Origin of the sequence: Hymenobacter canadensis (assembly GCF_027359925.1) — a bacterium.
Taxonomy (GTDB): domain Bacteria; phylum Bacteroidota; class Bacteroidia; order Cytophagales; family Hymenobacteraceae; genus Hymenobacter; species Hymenobacter canadensis.
Genome location: NZ_CP114767.1, coordinates 1,678,498 through 1,695,867, shown reverse-complemented (window position 1 = coordinate 1,695,867; position 17,370 = coordinate 1,678,498). Strand labels below are relative to the sequence as shown.

The window sequence follows — 17,370 nt, the reverse complement described above, 5'->3', positions numbered from 1 at the left end:
GGCCGTGGCGGAGTCGGCCCGCTGAGGCAGCGGCCCCAGCCTGAACGGGAGCGTTGTTCTATCTTCGTTCGTTTTCCTGCCTTTCCAGCTCCGATGAAACGCTACTTCCTGCCCACCCTCACGGCGGCGGCCCTGCTGACAGCCTGCGCGCCCATCGCCAAAACGCCCACGGCTACCACAACGCCCACCGTCGCGCCCGAACCGGCCACCCAGCCCGCCGTACCCCGCTGGGATGAGCGCGCCGAAACCTTCCTCACGGCCTATTCCACCGAGTATCAGCGCCTCTACACCCAGGCCACCGAGGCCGAGTGGCGCTCCAACACCCGCATCGTGCCCGGCGACACCAGCAACGCCGGCGCCACGGCCCGCGCCAACGAGCGGATGGCCGCTTTCACGGGCTCGGCGGCCAACATCAAGGAGCTGCGTGAGCTGCTCGACCACAAAGATCAGCTCACGGAGCTGCAGGTGAAGCAGCTGCAAACGGCCCTCTACAACGCCGCCAACTCGCCCCAGACTATTGCCGAGGTGGTAAAGCGTCGCATCCAGGCCGAAGCCGCCCAGACCGAGAAGCTCTACGGCTTCGACTACAAGTACGCCGGCAAGTCGGTGACGACCAACGACCTCGACGAGCTGCTGCGCAAGGAAAAGAACCCGCTCAAGCGCCAGCAGATCTGGGAAGCCAGCAAGGAAATCGGCCCCACGCTCAAGGACGGCCTGCTCAACCTGCGCGACCTGCGCAACCAGACAGTGCAGGCCCTCGGCTACCCCGACTACTTCACCTACCAGGCCTCCGACTATGGCCTGAGCCGCGAGGAAATGCTGACGCTGGTGCGCAAGCTCAACGACGAGCTGCGGCCGCTCTACCGCGAGCTGCACACCTACGCCCGCTACGAGCTGGCCAAAAAGTACGGCCAGAAACAGGTGCCCGACTACCTACCGGCCTCCTGGCTGCCCAACCGCTGGGGCCAGGACTGGAGCGCCATGGTCGACGTGAAAGGCCTCGACCTTGACCCGGTATTGGCTAAAAAAGGGGCGGAGTGGCAGGTGAAGCAGGCCGAGCGGTTCTACCAGAGTCTGGGCTTCCCGGCCCTGCCGCCGGTGTTCTACGAGAAATCCAGCCTCTATCCGCTGCCTAAAGGAGCCACCTACAAGAAGAACAACCACGCCTCGGCCTGGCACATGGACCTCAACCAGGACGTGCGCAGCCTGATGAGCGTGGAGGGCAACACCGAGTGGTACGAAACCACCCACCACGAGCTGGGCCACATCTACTACTACCTCACCTACACCAACCCCGACGTGCCGCCTCTGCTGCGCGGCGGCGCCAACCGCGCCTACCACGAGGCCATGGGCAGCCTGATGGGCCTTGCCGCCACCCAGAAGCCCTTCCTGGCCGGCCTGGGTTTGGTAGATGCCAAGTCGAAAACCGACCAGACCCAGACGCTGCTCAAGGAAGCCCTCAACTACGCCACCTTCATCCCGTTTGCCTCGGGCGTGATGAGCGAGTGGGAAAACAGCTTCTACGCCGACAAGCTGCCCGCCGACCAGCTCAACGCCAAGTGGTGGGAGCTGGCCAAAAAGTACCAGGGCATTGTCCCGCCCACCACGCGCGGCGAGCAGTACCTCGACCCGGCCACCAAAACCCACATCAACGACGACCCCGCGCAGTACTACGACTACGCCCTGAGCTACGTCATCCTGTTCCAGCTCCACGACCACATTGCCAAGAACATCCTCAAGCAGGACCCGCACGCCACCAACTACTACGGCAGCAAGGAAGTGGGCGCGTTCCTGGCCGACATCATGCGGCCCGGTGCCAGCAAAGACTGGCGCACCGTGCTGAAAGAGAAAACCGGCGAGGACCTTTCGGCCCGCGCCATGGTCGAATACTTTCAGCCCCTGATGGCCTACCTCAAGCAGCAGAACAAAGGCCGTAAATACACGATGTAGAGCCTGCCGCCGCAGTTTCCGCACAAAAAAGCAGCCCTGGGAAGGGCTGCTTTTTTGTGTAATCAGTGTAGTGCTAAGCTGCTAGCCGACAGCTACCTCTGCTATTCGCCGGTCCAGTACTTTGGTCACGCTTTTCAGGCGGCGCTGCACCAGGGCCAGCACTTCGTCGTCATCGAGGTCGATGCGGCCGTTGCGGGAAGTGATGTAACGGGCCAGAGCAGCGTTTTCGTCGAGGTTTTCGGCCAGTTCCTGCTGAGCAGCTTCCCAGGTATCAGGCTTCTGTGAGTCGAGGTACGCCAGCCGCAGCTCAATAGTGCGGCTCACCAGTCCAGCCAGCTCACTGAGCATGCTGGTTTCCACCGGCGACAAGCCGCGGGCCTCGCGCCCAATCACGGCCAGCATTCCGATACGGGAGCCGTCGGGCATGCGCAGGGCCGAGCCGGCGTAGAAATTCAGCCCCAGCGACTGGGCCACATTGGTACTGATCAGGTTGCAACTCTGGGCCGAATAGTCGCCCGTAACCACGGGCGCATCCAGCAGAATGGCCGCCGAGCACATGCTGTCGCCGCGTACCAGGCCCGGAACTCCCTCGGCGCCGGTCAGGGCCTTGAAGTGCACATAGTCGTCATCGACCAGCGAAATCAGCGAAATCGGGGTGTTGAACAGCTGCGCCGACCACGCCACATAGTCGTCAAAAACCGGCTCAGCTGTGGTATTAACAATCCGATAGTGATGCAGCGTGCGTATGCGTGCCGCCTCGTTCTCAGGAATCAGGGACTTAGGAAATTCTAGCGACATGCTGTGGATTAGTAATTGGCTTCACTGCCGGGCAGGTCAATCAGGATAAACTGCGCATCCTTGGAAGCGCGAATTTCCAGCACGTGCTCGTCGGTGGACCGCACCTGGTCGTTGGGGCCCAGGTCAACCCCGTTGATGTAAACCATCCCCTCCTTTACGTAAATAAACGTGTTGCGGATCGGGAAAGTCTTGAACGTAACAGTTTTGTCTTCGCGCAGGTTGCACCAATAAACTGTCGTGTTGGAATTCATAAACACTACATCCTCCAGCACCTTCTGGCCTGACACCAGCGGCACCAGCTCGTTTTTCGAGTCCAGGAAGTCTACATCCTTCTGCTCATAGCTGGGGGCGAGGCCTTTTTGGTTGGGCAGAAACCAGAGCTGGTAGATGTGGGCCTGATCAGCTTCGCCGTTTTTTTCGGAGTGGGCCAGGCCGGTGCCGGCCGTCATGCGCTGCACCTCGCCCTTCTTGATGGTGGCCTTGTTGCCCATCGTGTCCTCGTGGCACAGCTCGCCTTCCAGCACCAGCGTCACGATTTCCATCTCGGAGTGCGGGTGCTGCGGAAAGCCGGAGTTGCCCTGGATGGTATCATCATTAAAGACCCGCAGCGGGCCGAAATGCACGTTCTGCGGATCGTAGTAGTCGGCGAAGCTGAAGAGGAAGTAGCTGCTGAGCCACTGTACCGGGGCAGCGTGGTGGCGGTCGGTGGCGGGAATAACCTGAAGCATAGCGAGGCGGAAGTGAGTTGGAGTCTGCACTTACGCAGTGAAACCCTGCGAAGTTGATGTGGCCAGCTATAGCGCAGTCTTCCGCCCGTGCTGCCTGCCATCAGCGCGCGAAGGGAAAAGGGTTGTCCGTACTACCCTGACGGTGGCCCAGCCCGGAAATCAGCGGCCGACGATTATCACAGAAAAGCCCGTCCGGCGCTGGAGCCAGACGGGCTTTTCTGTGATAATGGCACGCGCTAGCGTTGGCGCTATACTTTTTTCATCGTGGATACCTGCTGCTGCAGATCCAGCACAATGCTGGCCAAACGGTTCAGCGACAGGTCGGCGATAGGGAAAGTGCTGCTGATATAGGCTTTGGCCTCCCAGATTTCCACCACGTCTTCCACATCGATTTCGTAGGGCGAGTACACTGGGTTGTCGGAGTGCAGGGCTAGCATGGCGCCTTCCTTGAGGCGGTTGAAGACGCGCTTAAACACGATGCCTTCCTTGCTGCTTACCACGATGCAGGGTGTGCCGTCCTTGAGGCTCATCCAGTCGTCGATGTAGCGGCCCACGATGACGGTGCCGCTGGCAATGGGCAGCATCGAGTCGCCGGCAATTTCGAAGGCCCGGTAGGTGCCGGTGCTGCCCAGCATGGGCAGGCGGAACTTGGGCAGCTCCTCCAGGTACTCCGGGTCGGCGTAGCCGTTGAGGTAGCCGGCGGCCGCTTTTTGCGGCACCAACTCGATATTTTCGTTCTGGTCTTTGTCGACAGTAAGGGCCAGGATGCGCAGGCTGCCGCCGGGACGGGTGGGCGTAGTGCCGGGCGTGCCCGCCGCTTCCAGCTGACGGACAGCCGCTTTGGCGTTCTTCTTCTTGCTAAAGTCGGTAGTGACCAGCTGATCGAGCGAGATGCCGAACAGCCGGGCCATGTTCACGAGCGTCGCCAGCTTGGGCTCGGCGCGGCCTTCCTCGTAAGCGCCCACCAAAGAGCGTTTGATACCCAGTTTTTCGGCCATCTGGGCCTGCGTCAGGGCCAGTTCGCGCCGCCAGAATTTGAGGTTCGTGTTAATCATGTCGCAGGGGAGCCGGGGGAAAGGCTTCAACGGTAAAAAATTACCGGCTCACGAAGATACGAACCCGTCTACGCGAATACTAATTCAATTAGCTGAAAGTTTTTAGTAATTTTTTAGGCCTGTCGTTGCGAGGACGAAGGACGAAGCAAGCCGTCCTTCGTCCTCGCAATGACAATATTGCTACTCGCCCTTCAGCTTCTTGAAATACATCAACGCCAGGCGCAGCCGGAAGTAGTCGTACTTCTCGCGCAGATGGTCGAACAGGTCGCGGAGCATGGGGCTGCCACCCAGCTGCGCCTGCGCCGTCTGGATTTCGGCCAGCGCCTCGGGCGTGAGGAAGTCGCTGACGCACAAATCCTGGCCGCTGGCGTAGCAGGTGGTCAGGTGGGTCTGGACGGTGGACACGGCCAGGCCGCGGCGCTCGGCAATGGCTTCTACGCTCAGGCCCATGCGGTGCAGCTGGAAGGAGGTTTCGGCGGTGCTGCCGGCTTCGGTGTTGGCTTCGCGCTTGCGGGCGGGGCGGGGTGCCCCCGGGTCGTCGGGGTCGAGGGCGGCCAGTGGCAGCGCGTCCTCATCCAGCTCAGCCAGGGCGGCGGGGTTGCCGCCGTTGGCCAGCACCTCCCGGATAAACGCCTCGCCGTAGGTGTCGAACTTCTTCATGCCGACGCCCGAAATGCCCAGCATGGCCACCCGGTTGATGGGGCGTTCCTGGGCCATTTCCTGCAGCGTGGCATCCGTGAAAATGACGTACGGCGGCACGCCCTGCTCGTCGGCGATGCGCTTGCGCAGGCCCCGCAGGGCCTCGAACAGCTGGGCTTCGCGGCTGGCCGGCGCGGCGGCGGCGGCAGCTTTGCGGCCCCGGGTGGGCTTCTCGGCTTTCTCGGAGGGCTGGAATTTCTTGAGCGCCAACGGCCGCTGGCCCTGCAGCACCTCGCGGCCCAGGTCCGTGATTTTCAGGGCGTAGCCTTCCTCGTAGGCAATGTAGAGCAGGCCGTCGTTCAGCATCTGGTGGATGTAGCTGTACCAGTCGAGGTAGGGTAGGTCGGAGCCGGCGCCGTAGGTCTTGATCTGGTCATAGCCGCCCGACAGCACGGCCTGGTTGCGCATGCCGCGCAGCACGTCAATCAGCAGGCCTATACCGGCCCGCTCGCGCATGCGCACCACCGCCGATAGCGCCTTCTGGGCAATGAGGCTGCCGTCGAAAGTGGTGGGCGGGTTGCGGCAGATGTCGCAGTTGCCGCAGTCGGTCGCCAGGGTTTCGCCGAAGTAGTTGAGCAGGATTTTGCGGCGGCAGCTGGCAGCCTCGGCAAACTGCTGCATGCGCTCCAGCTTGGTGAGGTTGAGCTGGGTGAGCTGCGGATTGTCCTTGGAGAGCATCTCGCGCAGCTGCATCACGTCGGCGAAGCTGTAGAACAGCACGGCCGTGGCCGGGGTGCCGTCGCGGCCGCTACGCCCGATTTCCTGGTAGTAGCCCTCGATGTTTTTGGGGATGTTGTAGTGAATCACCCAGCGCACGTTGCTCTTGTCGATGCCCATGCCGAAGGCAATGGTGGCCACAATCACCTGCAGATCGTCTTTCAGGAAGCCTTCCTGCACCGCGCTGCGCTGATTGGGTGTGAGGCCGGCGTGGTAGTAGCCGGCCTTGATGCCCTTGGCCTGAATCTTGGCCGTGAGGGTTTCGCACTGCTTGCGCGAGAGGCAATAGATGATGCCCGCCTCGCCGGGGTGGCGGCCCAGAAAGTCGAGGATGCCGCCCACGCGGTCCTGGCCGGGGCGCACAATGAGGTTGAGGTTGGGCCTATCGAAGCTGGAGAGGAACACCTGCGGGTCCTGCATGCGCAGCTGCAGCTGGATGTCGCGCTGGGTGAGGCGGTCGGCGGTGGCGGTGAGGGCAATGATGGGTACCTGCGGAAACTGCTCGCGCAGCACCCGCAACTGGGTGTACTCGGGCCGGAAGTCGTGGCCCCAGGAGCTGATGCAGTGGGCTTCGTCGATAGCGAACATGCTGATGCGCATGCGCTTGAGAAACTGCAGGAAGCCCTCAGAAAGCAGCTTCTCGGGCGAAACGTAGAGCAGCTTCATGTAGCCGTTGAGGCAGTCGCCGCAGATGGCGTTCTGCTCACTCTGGCCCACGCTGCTGTTGATGTAGGCCGCTGAAATACCGTTGGCTTTCAGGGCTTCCACCTGGTCTTTCATCAGCGCAATCAGCGGCGATACCACCACACAGACGCCTTCGCTGACCACGGCCGGAATCTGGAAACACACCGACTTGCCGCCGCCGGTGGGCATGAGCACCACCGTGTCGCGGCCGCCCAGAATGCTTTCGATAATGTCTTCCTGCATGGGCCGGAAGGTATCGTAGCCATAGTATTGCTTGAGGACCTTACGGGCAGATTCGAGCGTGGGGGCGAGGGGTTCGGCGGCAAATAACATGGGGTAAAGATAGGGCGAAACCGGGCGGGGTGAAAGCAGGAACGTAACCATAACCAGGCCGGCAAGGTGCCGGGTTCCGGCCAAATCCTGCACGGCCATCCGGGGCAACTGTGCGTACACCCTGGTACAGTTACCCGTGCAACTCTTCCTATTCCCACTTACTATGAGCCAGCCCACCATTTCCGCCATCGACAAACAACTGCTGCTGGATGCCCTCAACCGCTGCGTGGCGGCCTGCGAGCATTGCGCTACTTCCTGCCTGGGCGAAGAGCACGTGCAGCACATGGTCGGCTGCATCCGCCTCGACCGGGACTGCGCCGATATCTGTGCCCTCACGGCCCGCCTGGTGGCCCGCGGCTCGGAGCACGCCCGCCACATCATGAAGGAATGCATTGAGGTGTGCCAGCTCTGCCAGAACGAGTGCGGCAAGCACAACGACGACCATTGCCAGCAGTGCGCCGCCGCCTGCAAAGCCTGCGCCGACGCCTGCCGGGCGTATCTGGGGTAGCGTAACTGAACCGCCTGTCATCCTGAGCAAAGCGAAGGACCTTACCACGCCAGAACGACAATCGTAGTAACGACTCGTTCTCGCGTGGTAAGGTCCTTCGCTTTGCTCAGGATGACAGGCGGCTTACTCCTCCACGTCTACCAGCCGGTAGCGCACGGCGGATTTCTTGGGCTTGATGTCTATGTCGGCGTAGTGGGCATAGGCTTTGGTGAAGCAGGCGCCAAAGTAGAAAATCATGGCCGAGTAGAACACGAACAGCAGCACCAGCACAATGCTGGAGGCCGGACCGTAGATGGGGCCGAGATTGCGCGGCACCAGTAGGTAGCCCAGCACAAACTCGCCCAGGTCAATGAGGATGGCGGTGAGGGCCGCACCGCGCAGCACGGCACGCCAGGGTACCCGGGCGGCGCTTAGGTTGCGGAACGTAACGGCAAACCAGGCCGCCAGAATCAGCAGCGAGGTGAGCTGATTGAAGAATTGAAACAGGTAGTAGCCGAAGCTGGCGTCGAAGCCGCGGGCGTAGTCGCCGAGGAAGGCCAGCACCGCATCGGTCAGAAACGCCAGCAACGACAGGCCGCCGGTAGCCACCAGCACGCCCAGCGAGCGGCTGCGCTCCTTCAGGACCTTGCCCAGCCGGCCGCCGCTGCGGCGCGGCCGGATCTGCCAAAGCTGGTTGAGCGAGTTCTGGATGACGACAAACAGCGTGGTGGAGATGAACAGCAGGAAGCCGAAGCCCAGCCACGTCACGAGGCGGCTGCGCTCCACGTTGGTTACGTTCTGCAGAATCTGCTCGACCAGGCCGGCGGCGGCGGCGCCCAGCAGGTTGGAAAGCTTACCCAGCAGCATCACGCGCACCGCCGAGGCCGGATACAGGGAACTGAGGCCCTGAATCAGAATGATGAAGATGGGTGGCAGGGCAAACGTGGTGAAGAACGCCGTGGCGGCGCCCAGCCGCAGCGGGTCGTTGGCGGCCAGCTCGCGGGCCGCGCGGCGCAGCAGAATCAGGATATCGAGGAAGAGGCGGCGGCGGTTTGGGGCCGGCGCGTGTACTTTTGTCATCTGGCCTGCGTGCTGGTTCTGTGGCCGAAGGCCGATGGGCAACGTACGAAGGTAGCGCCCCATCCTGATTCCTATCCGTCTGATTTTTGTTTGCCTGTGCCTCTTTCCAAGCCGTCCGAATTGCCTGAGCCCATGGGCCGCCAGCCGGCAGAACCTGCCAGCTGGTGGCGCCGCCGCATCGTGGGGCCCGTGCTGAACGTGCTGCGGCAGGGACTCACGCCCGCCCAACTCTCGCTGACGGTGGCGCTGGGCGTGATTTTCGGGTTGGTGCCTACGCTGGGTGTCACCACGCTGATGTGCAGCGTGGCCGCCGTGCGCCTGCGCCTGAACGTGGCGGCGCTGCTGCTGGTGAGCCATTTGCTGAGCCCGCTGCAGCTGCTGCTCATCATTCCGGCTATGCACGCCGGGGCGGAGCTGCTGGGCGGCAGCACCGGCCCCGCGCTGACGCTGGCGCAGCTGCAGTACCTGTTCGGGCACGACTGGCTGGCGGCGCTGCGCCTGCTCTGGCACGCCATGCTGGGGGCCTTGATACTCTGGGCGCTGGCCTCAGTACCGGTGGGCCTGGTGCTGAACTTTGCCCTGCGCCCGGTGTTCCGCCGTCTGCTGGCGAAGCAGCAGGGGAATGCGTAGGTGATTCGGTAAGAAAACGTGTCATCCTGAGTGCAGCGAAGGACCTTATTACGCTGGAACGAGCTGTTGTTAGAAGCATCGTTCCAGCGTAACAAGGTCCTTCGCTGCACTCAGGATGACACGTTTTCTCTTAGTAACCTAGCCGCGCTTGTAGAACGGCTCCTGCAGGGCGAAATACTGGTTGAGGGGCTCGTCGCTGGCGGGGTTGAGCAGCATCATATCCACGAACTCGAAGCCCTGGAGGCGGCCTTCAATCACGGGGCCCAGCTCCTGCAGGAACTCGGGGTCCTGCTCGGGGCTGTCGGCTTGGAAGGCCAGCAGCAAGCGCGGCGGTACGTCGCTGCTTTCGATGCGCATTTCGGCCAGATAGGCCTGCTGCAGAAACTCCCGGTCGGCGCAGAACTCGCGCAGGGCGGCCAGCAACTCGGTGGGCTCCACGGTAGGCGGGCCCAGCTGCACGGGCACCTGGTCGCCTTCGGGGCCGGTGGGCGGGTTCACGAGGTCAGAAGCCAGCAGATCCTGGATTTCCTGGCTGGAAAGCAGCTTGCCGGCCGGCGAGAAGGGGTTGAGCACGCAGTTGGTGGCCTGCACCATCTGCAGCAGGTCGAGGCCGCGCACGTGGATGTACGACACCGACTCGGGCGTTACGCCACCCTCAAAAATGCGCTCAGCCGACGAAAACAGCGGAATGTTGCCGTCGTGCAGTACCTGCAGCTGAATTTCCATGCCGGGCTCAATCTGCACTTCGCCGCCGGGCTGGCCCTCCTGGGGCAGCGTCACGGCGTAGAGCTGCTCGTGCAGCAGGGCCTGGTAGAAGGCGGGCCGTAGGTTGGGCTCCTGCACGGCACGCATCAGCAGCTCTTCCAGAATGTTGGTCGGCTGGTACGGGAATTCCATCATCTGCTCGTCGCCAGCTTCCTCGGCGGGCAGCATGGGCATCATCGGCATCATGGGGGCCGCGGGGGCTTCTTCTACGGGCAGCGTGTAGTTGGAGCCTTTGTAGCGCGGGCCAGCCGGCGCGGCGGCAGAATTGGAGGAGGCGGGGGCAGCCGGCGAAGCAGACGGAGTGGAGGGGCTTTCCGGGGTTTCCGGCTTCTTTTTCAGAAAGTCAAACAGGGCCATATCAATACGGGAAATGAAAGTGCAATCTACTCAGAAGTGGTGAGGTGGGGAAATAGTGCGGCCCGGAGTTTTGGCTTTCCAGCCCGAAAATACCACCTCCAACGCGTAAAAGCCACTATATCACCGCTTCAGGGCCAGCTGCCTACTGACCGTCGGAGCCGTGGCAGGGCTGCAGCAGCTCCGATACTTCCCGCACCGTGTAGGGCTCGTTCTGGTTGCCCCAGCTGCGCTGCACGAAGTTGAGCAGGTTGGTGATCTGCGAGTCGGTCAGGTCTTCGTGGCCGGGCATCACTTGGTTGTAGTGGATGCCGTTCACCACCACGTCGCCCTTCATGCCGCGTCGGATCAGGCAGGGCAGGGCGGCGCGGTTGCGGGCCACGTAGTCGGAGGCGGCCACGGGCGGAATCAGGCGGCGCAGGCCCTCACCCTGCTCGCCGTGGCAGCTGGAGCAGTGGTTCTGGTAGAGCGTAGCGCCTTCGTTCTGGCGGTTGGAAAAGCAGCCGGCGGTGGCCGTCGCCAGCACCGTGCCGACAGCCACCACCGCACTCAGGCGCAGTAAAGGCAGCAGCGGCCTCATTTGGCGGCCGTCTGGCGGGTTTCGGCTTCCTCTTTCAGCAGAATAGGCAGGTCCTTGATCAGCTGATCCACCTGGCTTTTCTCCATGCCGTCGTACACGCCCCGGATGCGGCGTTTGGAGTCGATGAGGGCAAAGGTACCGCTGTGCGCGTAGCCGCCCTGCACGGTGGAGTCCTTCTGGGCGCCGGTCATGTAGGCCTTGGCCAGCGCAAATACGGTGTCGTGAGGAGCCGTGGCGAAGTGCCAGCGCGAGGCGTCCTTGATGCCCAGCCGCTCGGCATAGTCGCGCAGCACCGGAATGGAGTCGTGGGCCGGGTCGATGGTGTGGCTCAGGAACAGCACGTCGGGGTTGCCTTTAAACTGCTCGTACACGCGCAGCAGCTCGCTTTGCATTTTGGGGCAGATGCTGGGGCAGGTGGCAAAGAAGAAATCGGTGACGTAGACCTTGCCGGCAAACGTCTGGTTGGTGATGATCTGGCCCTCCTGGTTGGTCAGCCGGAACGCCGGCACCGGGTCGGGCAGCGTGTCGGAGGGCGAAGTTGGCTCGGAGTATTTGAGGCCTTGGATGGGCAGGCGCTCGGGTTGGGTGGCCGCCGTATCGGGCGAGGAGCAGGCGAGGGGCAGCAGGGCACCGGCCGCCAGCAGGCTGGCAGCGGCGGCGCGGCCAAGGGAAAGGCGCAGGTTCGAAAACAGCATTATCAATGCGAAAAGAAGTGCTTGTGGAGTATTCAGTAGTGGGTAGTTAGTAATGAGCTTAGGTTGTCTGGCGCGAGCTGCGCCAGCCGTTTCCTGGCAGAAAACTCCTGCTTGCTCGTTGTTTAACTACTCCCAGCTACTTACCCAGTACTAACCGGGCCGAGTCGAGGCTGGTTCGAAACAAACCGGCCACGGAATCCATGCGCTGCTGCTGGGCGGCGAAATAGGCCAGGCGCTGGGCCACGGCCACGGTATCGGCAGGCTTTTGGTAGCGGTGCATCCAGTCCATCATGGCGGCATCGGCGGCGAGCAGGGCGCGGCGGTGGCGGCCGGCGGCTACGGTATCAGGGCCGGGCGTTTTCTGGAGCTGCTGGCGCAGGGTGGTGAGCTGGTCCATCTGGGCCATCAGCTCGTCGTGTTTGGCCAGCACGGCCTTTTCGGCGGCTTCGGCCTGCTGCTCGTCGCTGTTCAGCGACAGGCAGGAAGAAAGGCAGGCCACCACGGGTAGTAGCCAGAATAAGCGGAGAGTTTTCACGCCGGCAAAGGTAGCGTGTAAGCCGCTGTCATTGCGAGTGAAACGAAGCACCCGCAGGACAGCGAAGCTAATCCTTCCTCTCCTTGCTCTAAACCCTCCTAAGCAGCAAGCCCTCCGGCACCAGGTTAGCAACCTACTGCCGGAGGGCTTATCTAGTAAGAAAGTGTCTGCCACGAGAGGAAGGATTGCTTCGTCCTGCGTCCTCGCAATGACAGCTGGGCTACACCCATTGCTGGCTTTCGCCGAAGTGCCAGAGCCAGACGCCCGCGGCCCACAAGCCCCAGATGATGAGGCCGAAAATGGCCAGCAGCCCCAGCAGCGCCACCAGCAGCAGGCCTTTGCCGCTGCCCTGGTGCTTGCCCTCTTGGTAGTGCGCGCGCAGCAGGCGCACATTTCGGTCGTTGGCTTTATAGGCGAAGTCGAAGATGGTGCCTAGGATGGGAATGGCGCCTACCAGCGTGTCGAGCAGCACGTTGAGCACCATCCGCACCACTACTGCGCCGCTGGCGCCGTGGCGCATCATGGTGAGGATGAGCACGCCCGATACGGCCAGCGACGGAATGCCGCCCACAATCGGGATAAAGCTCATGAGTGGGTCGAGGCCGAAACGCCACTTGGTGCCGGGCACGCTGAACTGGCTGTCGAGCAGATGCGAAATGCGTTCCACCCAGCGCAGGCGCTCATCCTGGTCGAAAGGGGTGGTGGCCGCAGGGCGGGCGGGAGAGTAGCGGGAGGAAGTCATAGGGAGAGGGAGTTTGGCGGTTAAACGCAACATGGGGCCGCGCGGGTTGTGCGGCCGCCGCCCAACCCTGCCGCCGGGTGGCCGTTGTGGTAGCAGGCACTGATTGCTCTACTTCACCTTACCTACGCTATGCAACACCGCACGCTGGGCCGCTCCGGCCTCACTGTTTCTGCCCTGGGCCTCGGCTGCATGGGCATGTCGGATTTCTACGGCCCGCTCAATGACGAGGAAAGCATCCGTACTCTGCACCGCGCCACCGAGCTGGGCGTCACGTTCTTCGACACGGCCGACATGTACGGGCCCTACAAAAACGAGGAGCTGGTAGGAAAAGCCCTCAAGGACCGCCGCCAGCAGGTGGTGATTGCCACCAAATTCGGCATCCTGCGCGACCCCGCAGACCCCAGCAAGCGCGGCATCAGCGGCCGGCCCGAGTATGTACGCCAGGCCTGCGACGACTCGCTGCGCCGCCTCGGCACCGACTACATCGACCTGTACTACCAGCACCGCGTAGATCCGGCAACGCCGATTGAGGAAACCATCGGGGCCATGGCTGAGCTGGTGAAGGCTGGCAAAGTGCGCCATCTGGGCATGAGCGAAGCCGCCCCCGACACGTTGCGCCGGGCCTGCGCCGTGCACCCCATTGCAGCCCTGCAGACCGAATACTCGCTCTGGAGCCGCGACCCCGAGGATGGCGTGCTGCAGGCCTGCCGCGAGCTGGGAATTGGGTTCGTGCCCTACTCGCCGCTGGGCCGTGGCTTCCTCACCGGCCAGATTCAGAAGTTTGAAGACCTAGCGGCCGACGACTACCGCCGCTTCACGCCGCGCTTTCAGGGCGAAAACTTCCAGAAAAACCTGGACCTCGTGGCGCGTATCAACGAAATGGCCACCCAGAAAGGCTGCACGCCCGGCCAGCTGGCCCTGGCTTGGGTGCTGGCGCAGGGCGATGATGTGGTGCCCATCCCCGGTACCAAGCGCGTATCGTACCTCGAAGAAAACCTGGGTGCGCTGGAGGTGCAGCTCAGCCCCGACGAGCTGACGCAGCTGGATACCATTGCCCCCCGCGGTGCCGCCGCCGGCCCCCGCTACCCCGAGCAGATGATGAAATCGGTGAATGGGTAACGGGCTGGTAAAATCAGAAGAACGTCATGCAGAGGCGCAGCCGAAGCATCTCGCCAGTGTGGTAGACTCGTTTACTACACTGGCGAGATGCTTCGGCTGCGCCTCTGCATGACGTTCTTGTTCTGCGTGTCAGCGCCGCATGGGCGGCAGCAGGTCAATCAGGCCGTCCTCGCTGACCACCACGGCCAGGCAGGCGTAGCGGCTGCTTTCCACGTAGCGCAGGGCCGAGTTATAGCGCGAACCGCGGGAGGAGTCGCCTTTTTCGGTGGCGAGGCCGTCGAGGATGGCCCCGATGGCGTGGCAGGTGCCATCGGGCGCCACGAACACGGCCCCATCGATGTTGGTGACCAGGCGCAGCACGGAGGGCGTCATCAGGCGCGGGGCCACCCGGAAGCACTGCCGCGTGAGGCGCACGGCCTCCTGGGCCGCGCCTTCCGAAATCACCAGAATAGTGCCGTTGGTTTGCTCGGTGGCGCGCTGCGTCAGCTCCCAGAGGTAGGCTACGGCATCGGTGTCGAGGTACGGGAAAATGCGGACGATAGCACGGGCGAAGTTCTCGGCATCAACGCGGCCCTGCGGCAGGCGCGGGGTGTTGGATACCACTTTCATCATCACCTGCTCGTTGTGGCTCAGCTCCCAGCTGTAGTGGCGCGTGAAATGCACCGTAAACAGGGGCTCGTAGGCTGGGTCTTCCGGCGACACCAGATAGCCCAAGCCGAACACGTCGGTGGCATCGGAAACCAGCGCCGTGTGGTCTTCGCTGAGCTCCAGGAGCTTGCGGATGCGGCGGTGGTCGCGCAGCGGGATGGGGCTTTCCAGCGTGAGCACGGGCACAATGGCCGGATGGTGGCGGCGGGCCACCAGCATAAGTCCCACGCCCTCGTCGCCCTCGTGGCGCAGGGCGGCCACGCCGTTGCAGGCGTCGTAGAGGCCGTGGGTGCCGGCGGCGGCGCGCAGCATAAAGCTGCGGCCGGCGGCGCGCAGCACCTCGTTGTAGTCGCGGTCCAGCACGGGCCGGTCGTCGTCGGTGTCCGACTCGCGGAGGGCGCGGCTGCAGTCGAGCAGGAATTCCTGCACGGCAGCGTGCACCAGCGAGGTAGGCCGGTTGCCGGGGCCCGGCACGGGCAGCATGTAGTAGGCCTGGTAGGCTTCGGCGGAAAGCTGCAGAATCACAACCACCTGGTAGCCGTAGAGGCTCACGGGCGGCGAGCAAAAGCTCAGGCGCTCCTCGCCGCGGCTGGCCGTCAGATCTTCCAGGGTTTGTACGGTGGCGCGGCGCAGCAGCTCATACCAGCGCAGCTTTTCGTACCGGTCATGGTCGGCGGGGTGCAGGTGGTAGACCACTTCGCGCGGGCCATCGGGCTCAAGGGCGACGGCGCGGGCCTTCACGCCGGCAAAGTCGGCGGGGGTGTAGCGCAGGGTGGCGGGTTCCACTACCACGGCCTGAGGCTCGTCGGTTTCCCGGGCCGAGGCCAGCCCCAGCAGGAATACTTCCGGTTTCAGCGTGCGGTCGAGCAGGTTGAAGATGCCTTCAGCAAACAGCTGGGCCGACACGCGGAAAAGACTTTGGTGGTCCCACATGGATGGGAGAGGAAGGCTGGGCGAGGGTGGCAAAGAGACGGGGGCAGGATAAGCAGATCGGGTAGATACGGGAAAAAGAGTTCCGAAGATAGCCTCCTGATCCGCAACTTGCCGCCAGCAGGGCAACTTCCGGGCCTACGCTTGGTTGTTGGAGCAGGATGCCCGCATTTTGCCTTGCAAAGCATGGTCGGAACGTGTATCTTGAAGAGTAGTTGCCACCGCCATGCTTGCCTACTTTATCTTATCCGGAATAGGGTTTCTCTGCGCCTTCTCGGTGCTGCCGCTGGTTACGGGCTACTGCGCCGTCAGCTACGGGCGCCCTTTCTGGCGGTGGTTTGCGCTGGGCTGGGTGCTGCCGATTGTATCCTTTTTTATCCTGGTGGCCCTGATTGCCCGCCGTCAGCTCAACCCCGGCGAGCGGCTGCTGGCCGAGGCCAAAACCATCCTGGCCGAAGCCGAAGCGAAAGCAGTTATCAATGAGTAAGCAGCACAGTATGCAATAGCGCGAACTGCAAAGTTCGCGCTACTATGCTGGCGGTACCGCGGCCAACGTCAGTTAGCCGATACGCATAGCAATGCTGCGGGCCACCCAGGCGCCGGTGCTGAAGCAGCCCTGCAGCAGATAGCCGCCAGTAGGCGCTTCCCAGTCCAGCATTTCGCCGGCCACGTAGGTGCCGGGGCGGCGGCGCAGCATCAGGCGCTCATCCACGTCGTCCCAGGCCACGCCGCCGGCCGTGCTGATGGCTTCATCGAGCGGGCGCAACGCGTGCACGGGCAACGGCACGGCGCGCAGCAATTGGGCCAGCGCCTCGGGCGTGGCAGTGGCCTCGGGTGGGGCGGTTTCGCGCAGCAGCGTCGGGATGGGGGTGTTGAGGCGCAGGGTCTGGCGCAGGAAGTCGGCGAGGGAGCGGCCGGCGCGGGGTTTTTGGAGCTTCTGCAGTAGCTGAGCGTCGGAGAGGTCGGGCTTGAGGTCGAGCAGCAGCGTAGCCGGGCTGCCCAGGGTTAGCGCCTCGCGGATGGCGGGCGTGAGGGCATACACGGGCGTGCCTTCCACGCCGTATTCGGTCAGCAGCAGCTCGCCCCGCGCCAGTTGGCCGCCGCAGCGCAGCGCAATGTTTTTGAGAGGCGTGCGGCCCACTTTCGCCCGGAAAAACTCCGACCACGCCACCTCGGCGCCGCAATTGGCCGGCGCAAACGGCACGCACTGCACCCCGGCGGCCTGCAGCGCAGGCACCCACTGGCCGTCGGAGCCGGTTTTCTGCCAGCTGGCGCCGCCCAGGGCCAGCACGGTGGCGTCGGGGCTGAGGGTGAAGGTTTCGTTGGTGGCCTCGTTGCGCAACTGCAGCCCGGTTTCGCCCGCGAAGCCCAGCCACCGGTGGCGCAAATGAAACGCTACGCCCAGCGCGCGCAACCGCGCCACCCAGGCCCGCAGCAGGTCAGCGGGTTTGTGCTGCTCCTGCGGAAACACCCTCCCGCTGCTACCTACAAACGTGGCAATGCCCAGGTCGGCGGCCCAGTGGCGCAGGTCGGTGGGGGAGAAATGGGCCAGCATCTGCTGGAAAACCGGGTGGCTGGCGCCGTAGCGCGCCCCGAAGCCAGCGGGCTCCTCCGAGTTAGTGAGGTTGAAGCCGCCGTGGCCGGCCACCAGAAACTTGCGCCCCACCGTGGCTTGTGCCTCATATACAGCCACCCGGCAGCCCGCCTCCGCCAGCCGCTGGGCCGCCAGCAGCCCCGCCGGGCCGCCTCCGATGATGGCAACGTGTTTCATTTTTTTGGTGGTGAGGGGATGGGGTGATGAGATGATGGGGAGAGAACGTCATTCCGAGCGGAGCGAGGAG

General features: G+C 63.3%; 17 protein-coding genes. 5 read left to right on the top strand and 12 right to left on the bottom strand.

Annotated features, from left to right (window positions below):
* Positions 1 to 93 precede the first annotated feature (93 nt).
* Positions 94 to 1,950, top strand: coding sequence for a M2 family metallopeptidase (locus tag O3303_RS07370; protein WP_269561417.1), 1,857 nt, complete (start codon positions 94 to 96; stop codon positions 1,948 to 1,950).
* 81 nt (positions 1,951 to 2,031) lie between these two features.
* On the opposite strand, the gene O3303_RS07365 is transcribed toward O3303_RS07370, so the two are convergent.
* The 4 genes from O3303_RS07365 to recQ form a co-directional block, all read right to left on the bottom strand.
* On the bottom strand, positions 2,032 to 2,748 hold the full coding sequence (locus O3303_RS07365; RefSeq protein WP_269561416.1) for a hypothetical protein: 717 nt from the start codon (positions 2,746 to 2,748) through the stop codon (positions 2,032 to 2,034).
* 8 nt (positions 2,749 to 2,756) lie between these two features.
* Positions 2,757 to 3,476 (bottom strand): pirin family protein, encoded by a 720-nt coding sequence (locus O3303_RS07360; protein WP_269561415.1) that lies wholly within the window; start codon positions 3,474 to 3,476, stop codon positions 2,757 to 2,759.
* Positions 3,477 to 3,724: 248 nt separating this feature from the next.
* The gene (locus O3303_RS07355) at positions 3,725 to 4,531 is read right to left on the bottom strand and encodes an XRE family transcriptional regulator (protein WP_269561414.1); all 807 of its coding nucleotides are present in this window, start codon (positions 4,529 to 4,531) and stop codon (positions 3,725 to 3,727) included.
* Positions 4,532 to 4,711: 180 nt separating this feature from the next.
* Positions 4,712 to 6,964: a DNA helicase RecQ gene (recQ, locus tag O3303_RS07350; protein WP_269561413.1), complete on the bottom strand. Its 2,253-nt coding sequence runs from the start codon at positions 6,962 to 6,964 to the stop codon at positions 4,712 to 4,714.
* A gap of 163 nt (positions 6,965 to 7,127) precedes the next feature.
* Between recQ and O3303_RS07345 the strand changes: the two genes are divergently transcribed.
* The gene (locus O3303_RS07345; RefSeq protein WP_269561412.1) at positions 7,128 to 7,472 is read left to right on the top strand and encodes a four-helix bundle copper-binding protein; all 345 of its coding nucleotides are present in this window, start codon (positions 7,128 to 7,130) and stop codon (positions 7,470 to 7,472) included.
* 123 nt (positions 7,473 to 7,595) lie between these two features.
* Here O3303_RS07345 and O3303_RS07340 read toward each other — a convergent pair whose 3' ends face one another.
* A complete protein-coding gene (locus O3303_RS07340; protein WP_269561411.1) occupies positions 7,596 to 8,531 on the bottom strand; it encodes a YihY/virulence factor BrkB family protein in 936 nt (311 codons plus the stop codon).
* Between the two features lie 96 nt (positions 8,532 to 8,627).
* On the opposite strand from O3303_RS07340, the gene O3303_RS07335 reads away from it, so the two are divergent.
* On the top strand, positions 8,628 to 9,161 hold the full coding sequence (locus O3303_RS07335) for a DUF2062 domain-containing protein (protein ID WP_269561410.1): 534 nt from the start codon (positions 8,628 to 8,630) through the stop codon (positions 9,159 to 9,161).
* 138 nt (positions 9,162 to 9,299) lie between these two features.
* Here O3303_RS07335 and O3303_RS07330 read toward each other — a convergent pair whose 3' ends face one another.
* The 5 genes from O3303_RS07330 to O3303_RS07310 form a co-directional block, all read right to left on the bottom strand.
* Positions 9,300 to 10,283 (bottom strand): enhanced serine sensitivity protein SseB C-terminal domain-containing protein, encoded by a 984-nt coding sequence (locus O3303_RS07330; protein ID WP_269561409.1) that lies wholly within the window; start codon positions 10,281 to 10,283, stop codon positions 9,300 to 9,302.
* A gap of 142 nt (positions 10,284 to 10,425) precedes the next feature.
* Positions 10,426 to 10,860, bottom strand: coding sequence for a c-type cytochrome (locus tag O3303_RS07325; RefSeq protein WP_269561408.1), 435 nt, complete (start codon positions 10,858 to 10,860; stop codon positions 10,426 to 10,428).
* Positions 10,857 to 11,555, bottom strand: a complete 699-nt coding sequence (locus O3303_RS07320; RefSeq protein ID WP_269561407.1) for an SCO family protein — start codon at positions 11,553 to 11,555, stop codon at positions 10,857 to 10,859. The genes O3303_RS07325 and O3303_RS07320 overlap by 4 nt, the downstream gene beginning before the upstream one ends.
* Positions 11,556 to 11,691: 136 nt before the next feature.
* On the bottom strand, positions 11,692 to 12,090 hold the full coding sequence (locus O3303_RS07315) for a hypothetical protein (protein ID WP_269561406.1): 399 nt from the start codon (positions 12,088 to 12,090) through the stop codon (positions 11,692 to 11,694).
* 220 nt (positions 12,091 to 12,310) lie between these two features.
* Entirely contained in the window at positions 12,311 to 12,832 is a 522-nt protein-coding gene (locus O3303_RS07310; protein WP_269561405.1) for a DUF4112 domain-containing protein, read from the bottom strand.
* A gap of 129 nt (positions 12,833 to 12,961) precedes the next feature.
* Here O3303_RS07310 and O3303_RS07305 point away from each other — a divergent pair, with 129 nt between their 5' ends.
* Positions 12,962 to 13,951: an aldo/keto reductase gene (locus O3303_RS07305; RefSeq protein ID WP_269561404.1), complete on the top strand. Its 990-nt coding sequence runs from the start codon at positions 12,962 to 12,964 to the stop codon at positions 13,949 to 13,951.
* A gap of 129 nt (positions 13,952 to 14,080) precedes the next feature.
* Here O3303_RS07305 and O3303_RS07300 read toward each other — a convergent pair whose 3' ends face one another.
* A complete protein-coding gene (locus O3303_RS07300; protein WP_269561403.1) occupies positions 14,081 to 15,532 on the bottom strand; it encodes a diadenylate cyclase in 1,452 nt (483 codons plus the stop codon).
* 223 nt (positions 15,533 to 15,755) lie between these two features.
* Here O3303_RS07300 and O3303_RS07295 point away from each other — a divergent pair, with 223 nt between their 5' ends.
* Positions 15,756 to 16,016: a hypothetical protein gene (locus O3303_RS07295; protein WP_269561402.1), complete on the top strand. Its 261-nt coding sequence runs from the start codon at positions 15,756 to 15,758 to the stop codon at positions 16,014 to 16,016.
* A gap of 72 nt (positions 16,017 to 16,088) precedes the next feature.
* Here the strand turns inward: O3303_RS07295 and O3303_RS07290 are convergent, their stop codons facing one another.
* Positions 16,089 to 17,300, bottom strand: coding sequence for a BaiN/RdsA family NAD(P)/FAD-dependent oxidoreductase (locus tag O3303_RS07290; RefSeq protein ID WP_269561401.1), 1,212 nt, complete (start codon positions 17,298 to 17,300; stop codon positions 16,089 to 16,091).
* Between the last annotated feature and the right edge of the window lie 70 nt (positions 17,301 to 17,370).

Excerpts from the sequence above, each read along its gene's own strand:
- O3303_RS07370 (WP_269561417.1), top strand. The coding sequence starts at position 94 with ATGAAACGCTACTTCCTGCCCACCCTCACGGCGGCGGCCCTGCTGACA.
- O3303_RS07365 (WP_269561416.1), bottom strand. The coding sequence starts at position 2,748 with ATGTCGCTAGAATTTCCTAAGTCCCTGATTCCTGAGAACGAGGCGGCA.
- O3303_RS07360 (WP_269561415.1), bottom strand. The coding sequence starts at position 3,476 with ATGCTTCAGGTTATTCCCGCCACCGACCGCCACCACGCTGCCCCGGTA.
- O3303_RS07355 (WP_269561414.1), bottom strand. The coding sequence starts at position 4,531 with ATGATTAACACGAACCTCAAATTCTGGCGGCGCGAACTGGCCCTGACG.
- recQ (WP_269561413.1), bottom strand. The coding sequence starts at position 6,964 with ATGTTATTTGCCGCCGAACCCCTCGCCCCCACGCTCGAATCTGCCCGT.
- O3303_RS07345 (WP_269561412.1), top strand. The coding sequence starts at position 7,128 with ATGAGCCAGCCCACCATTTCCGCCATCGACAAACAACTGCTGCTGGAT.
- O3303_RS07340 (WP_269561411.1), bottom strand. The coding sequence starts at position 8,531 with ATGACAAAAGTACACGCGCCGGCCCCAAACCGCCGCCGCCTCTTCCTC.
- O3303_RS07330 (WP_269561409.1), bottom strand. The coding sequence starts at position 10,283 with ATGGCCCTGTTTGACTTTCTGAAAAAGAAGCCGGAAACCCCGGAAAGC.
- O3303_RS07325 (WP_269561408.1), bottom strand. The coding sequence starts at position 10,860 with ATGAGGCCGCTGCTGCCTTTACTGCGCCTGAGTGCGGTGGTGGCTGTC.
- O3303_RS07320 (WP_269561407.1), bottom strand. The coding sequence starts at position 11,555 with ATGCTGTTTTCGAACCTGCGCCTTTCCCTTGGCCGCGCCGCCGCTGCC.
- O3303_RS07310 (WP_269561405.1), bottom strand. The coding sequence starts at position 12,832 with ATGACTTCCTCCCGCTACTCTCCCGCCCGCCCTGCGGCCACCACCCCT.
- O3303_RS07305 (WP_269561404.1), top strand. The coding sequence starts at position 12,962 with ATGCAACACCGCACGCTGGGCCGCTCCGGCCTCACTGTTTCTGCCCTG.
- O3303_RS07300 (WP_269561403.1), bottom strand. The coding sequence starts at position 15,532 with ATGTGGGACCACCAAAGTCTTTTCCGCGTGTCGGCCCAGCTGTTTGCT.
- O3303_RS07295 (WP_269561402.1), top strand. The coding sequence starts at position 15,756 with ATGCTTGCCTACTTTATCTTATCCGGAATAGGGTTTCTCTGCGCCTTC.
- O3303_RS07290 (WP_269561401.1), bottom strand. The coding sequence starts at position 17,300 with ATGAAACACGTTGCCATCATCGGAGGCGGCCCGGCGGGGCTGCTGGCG.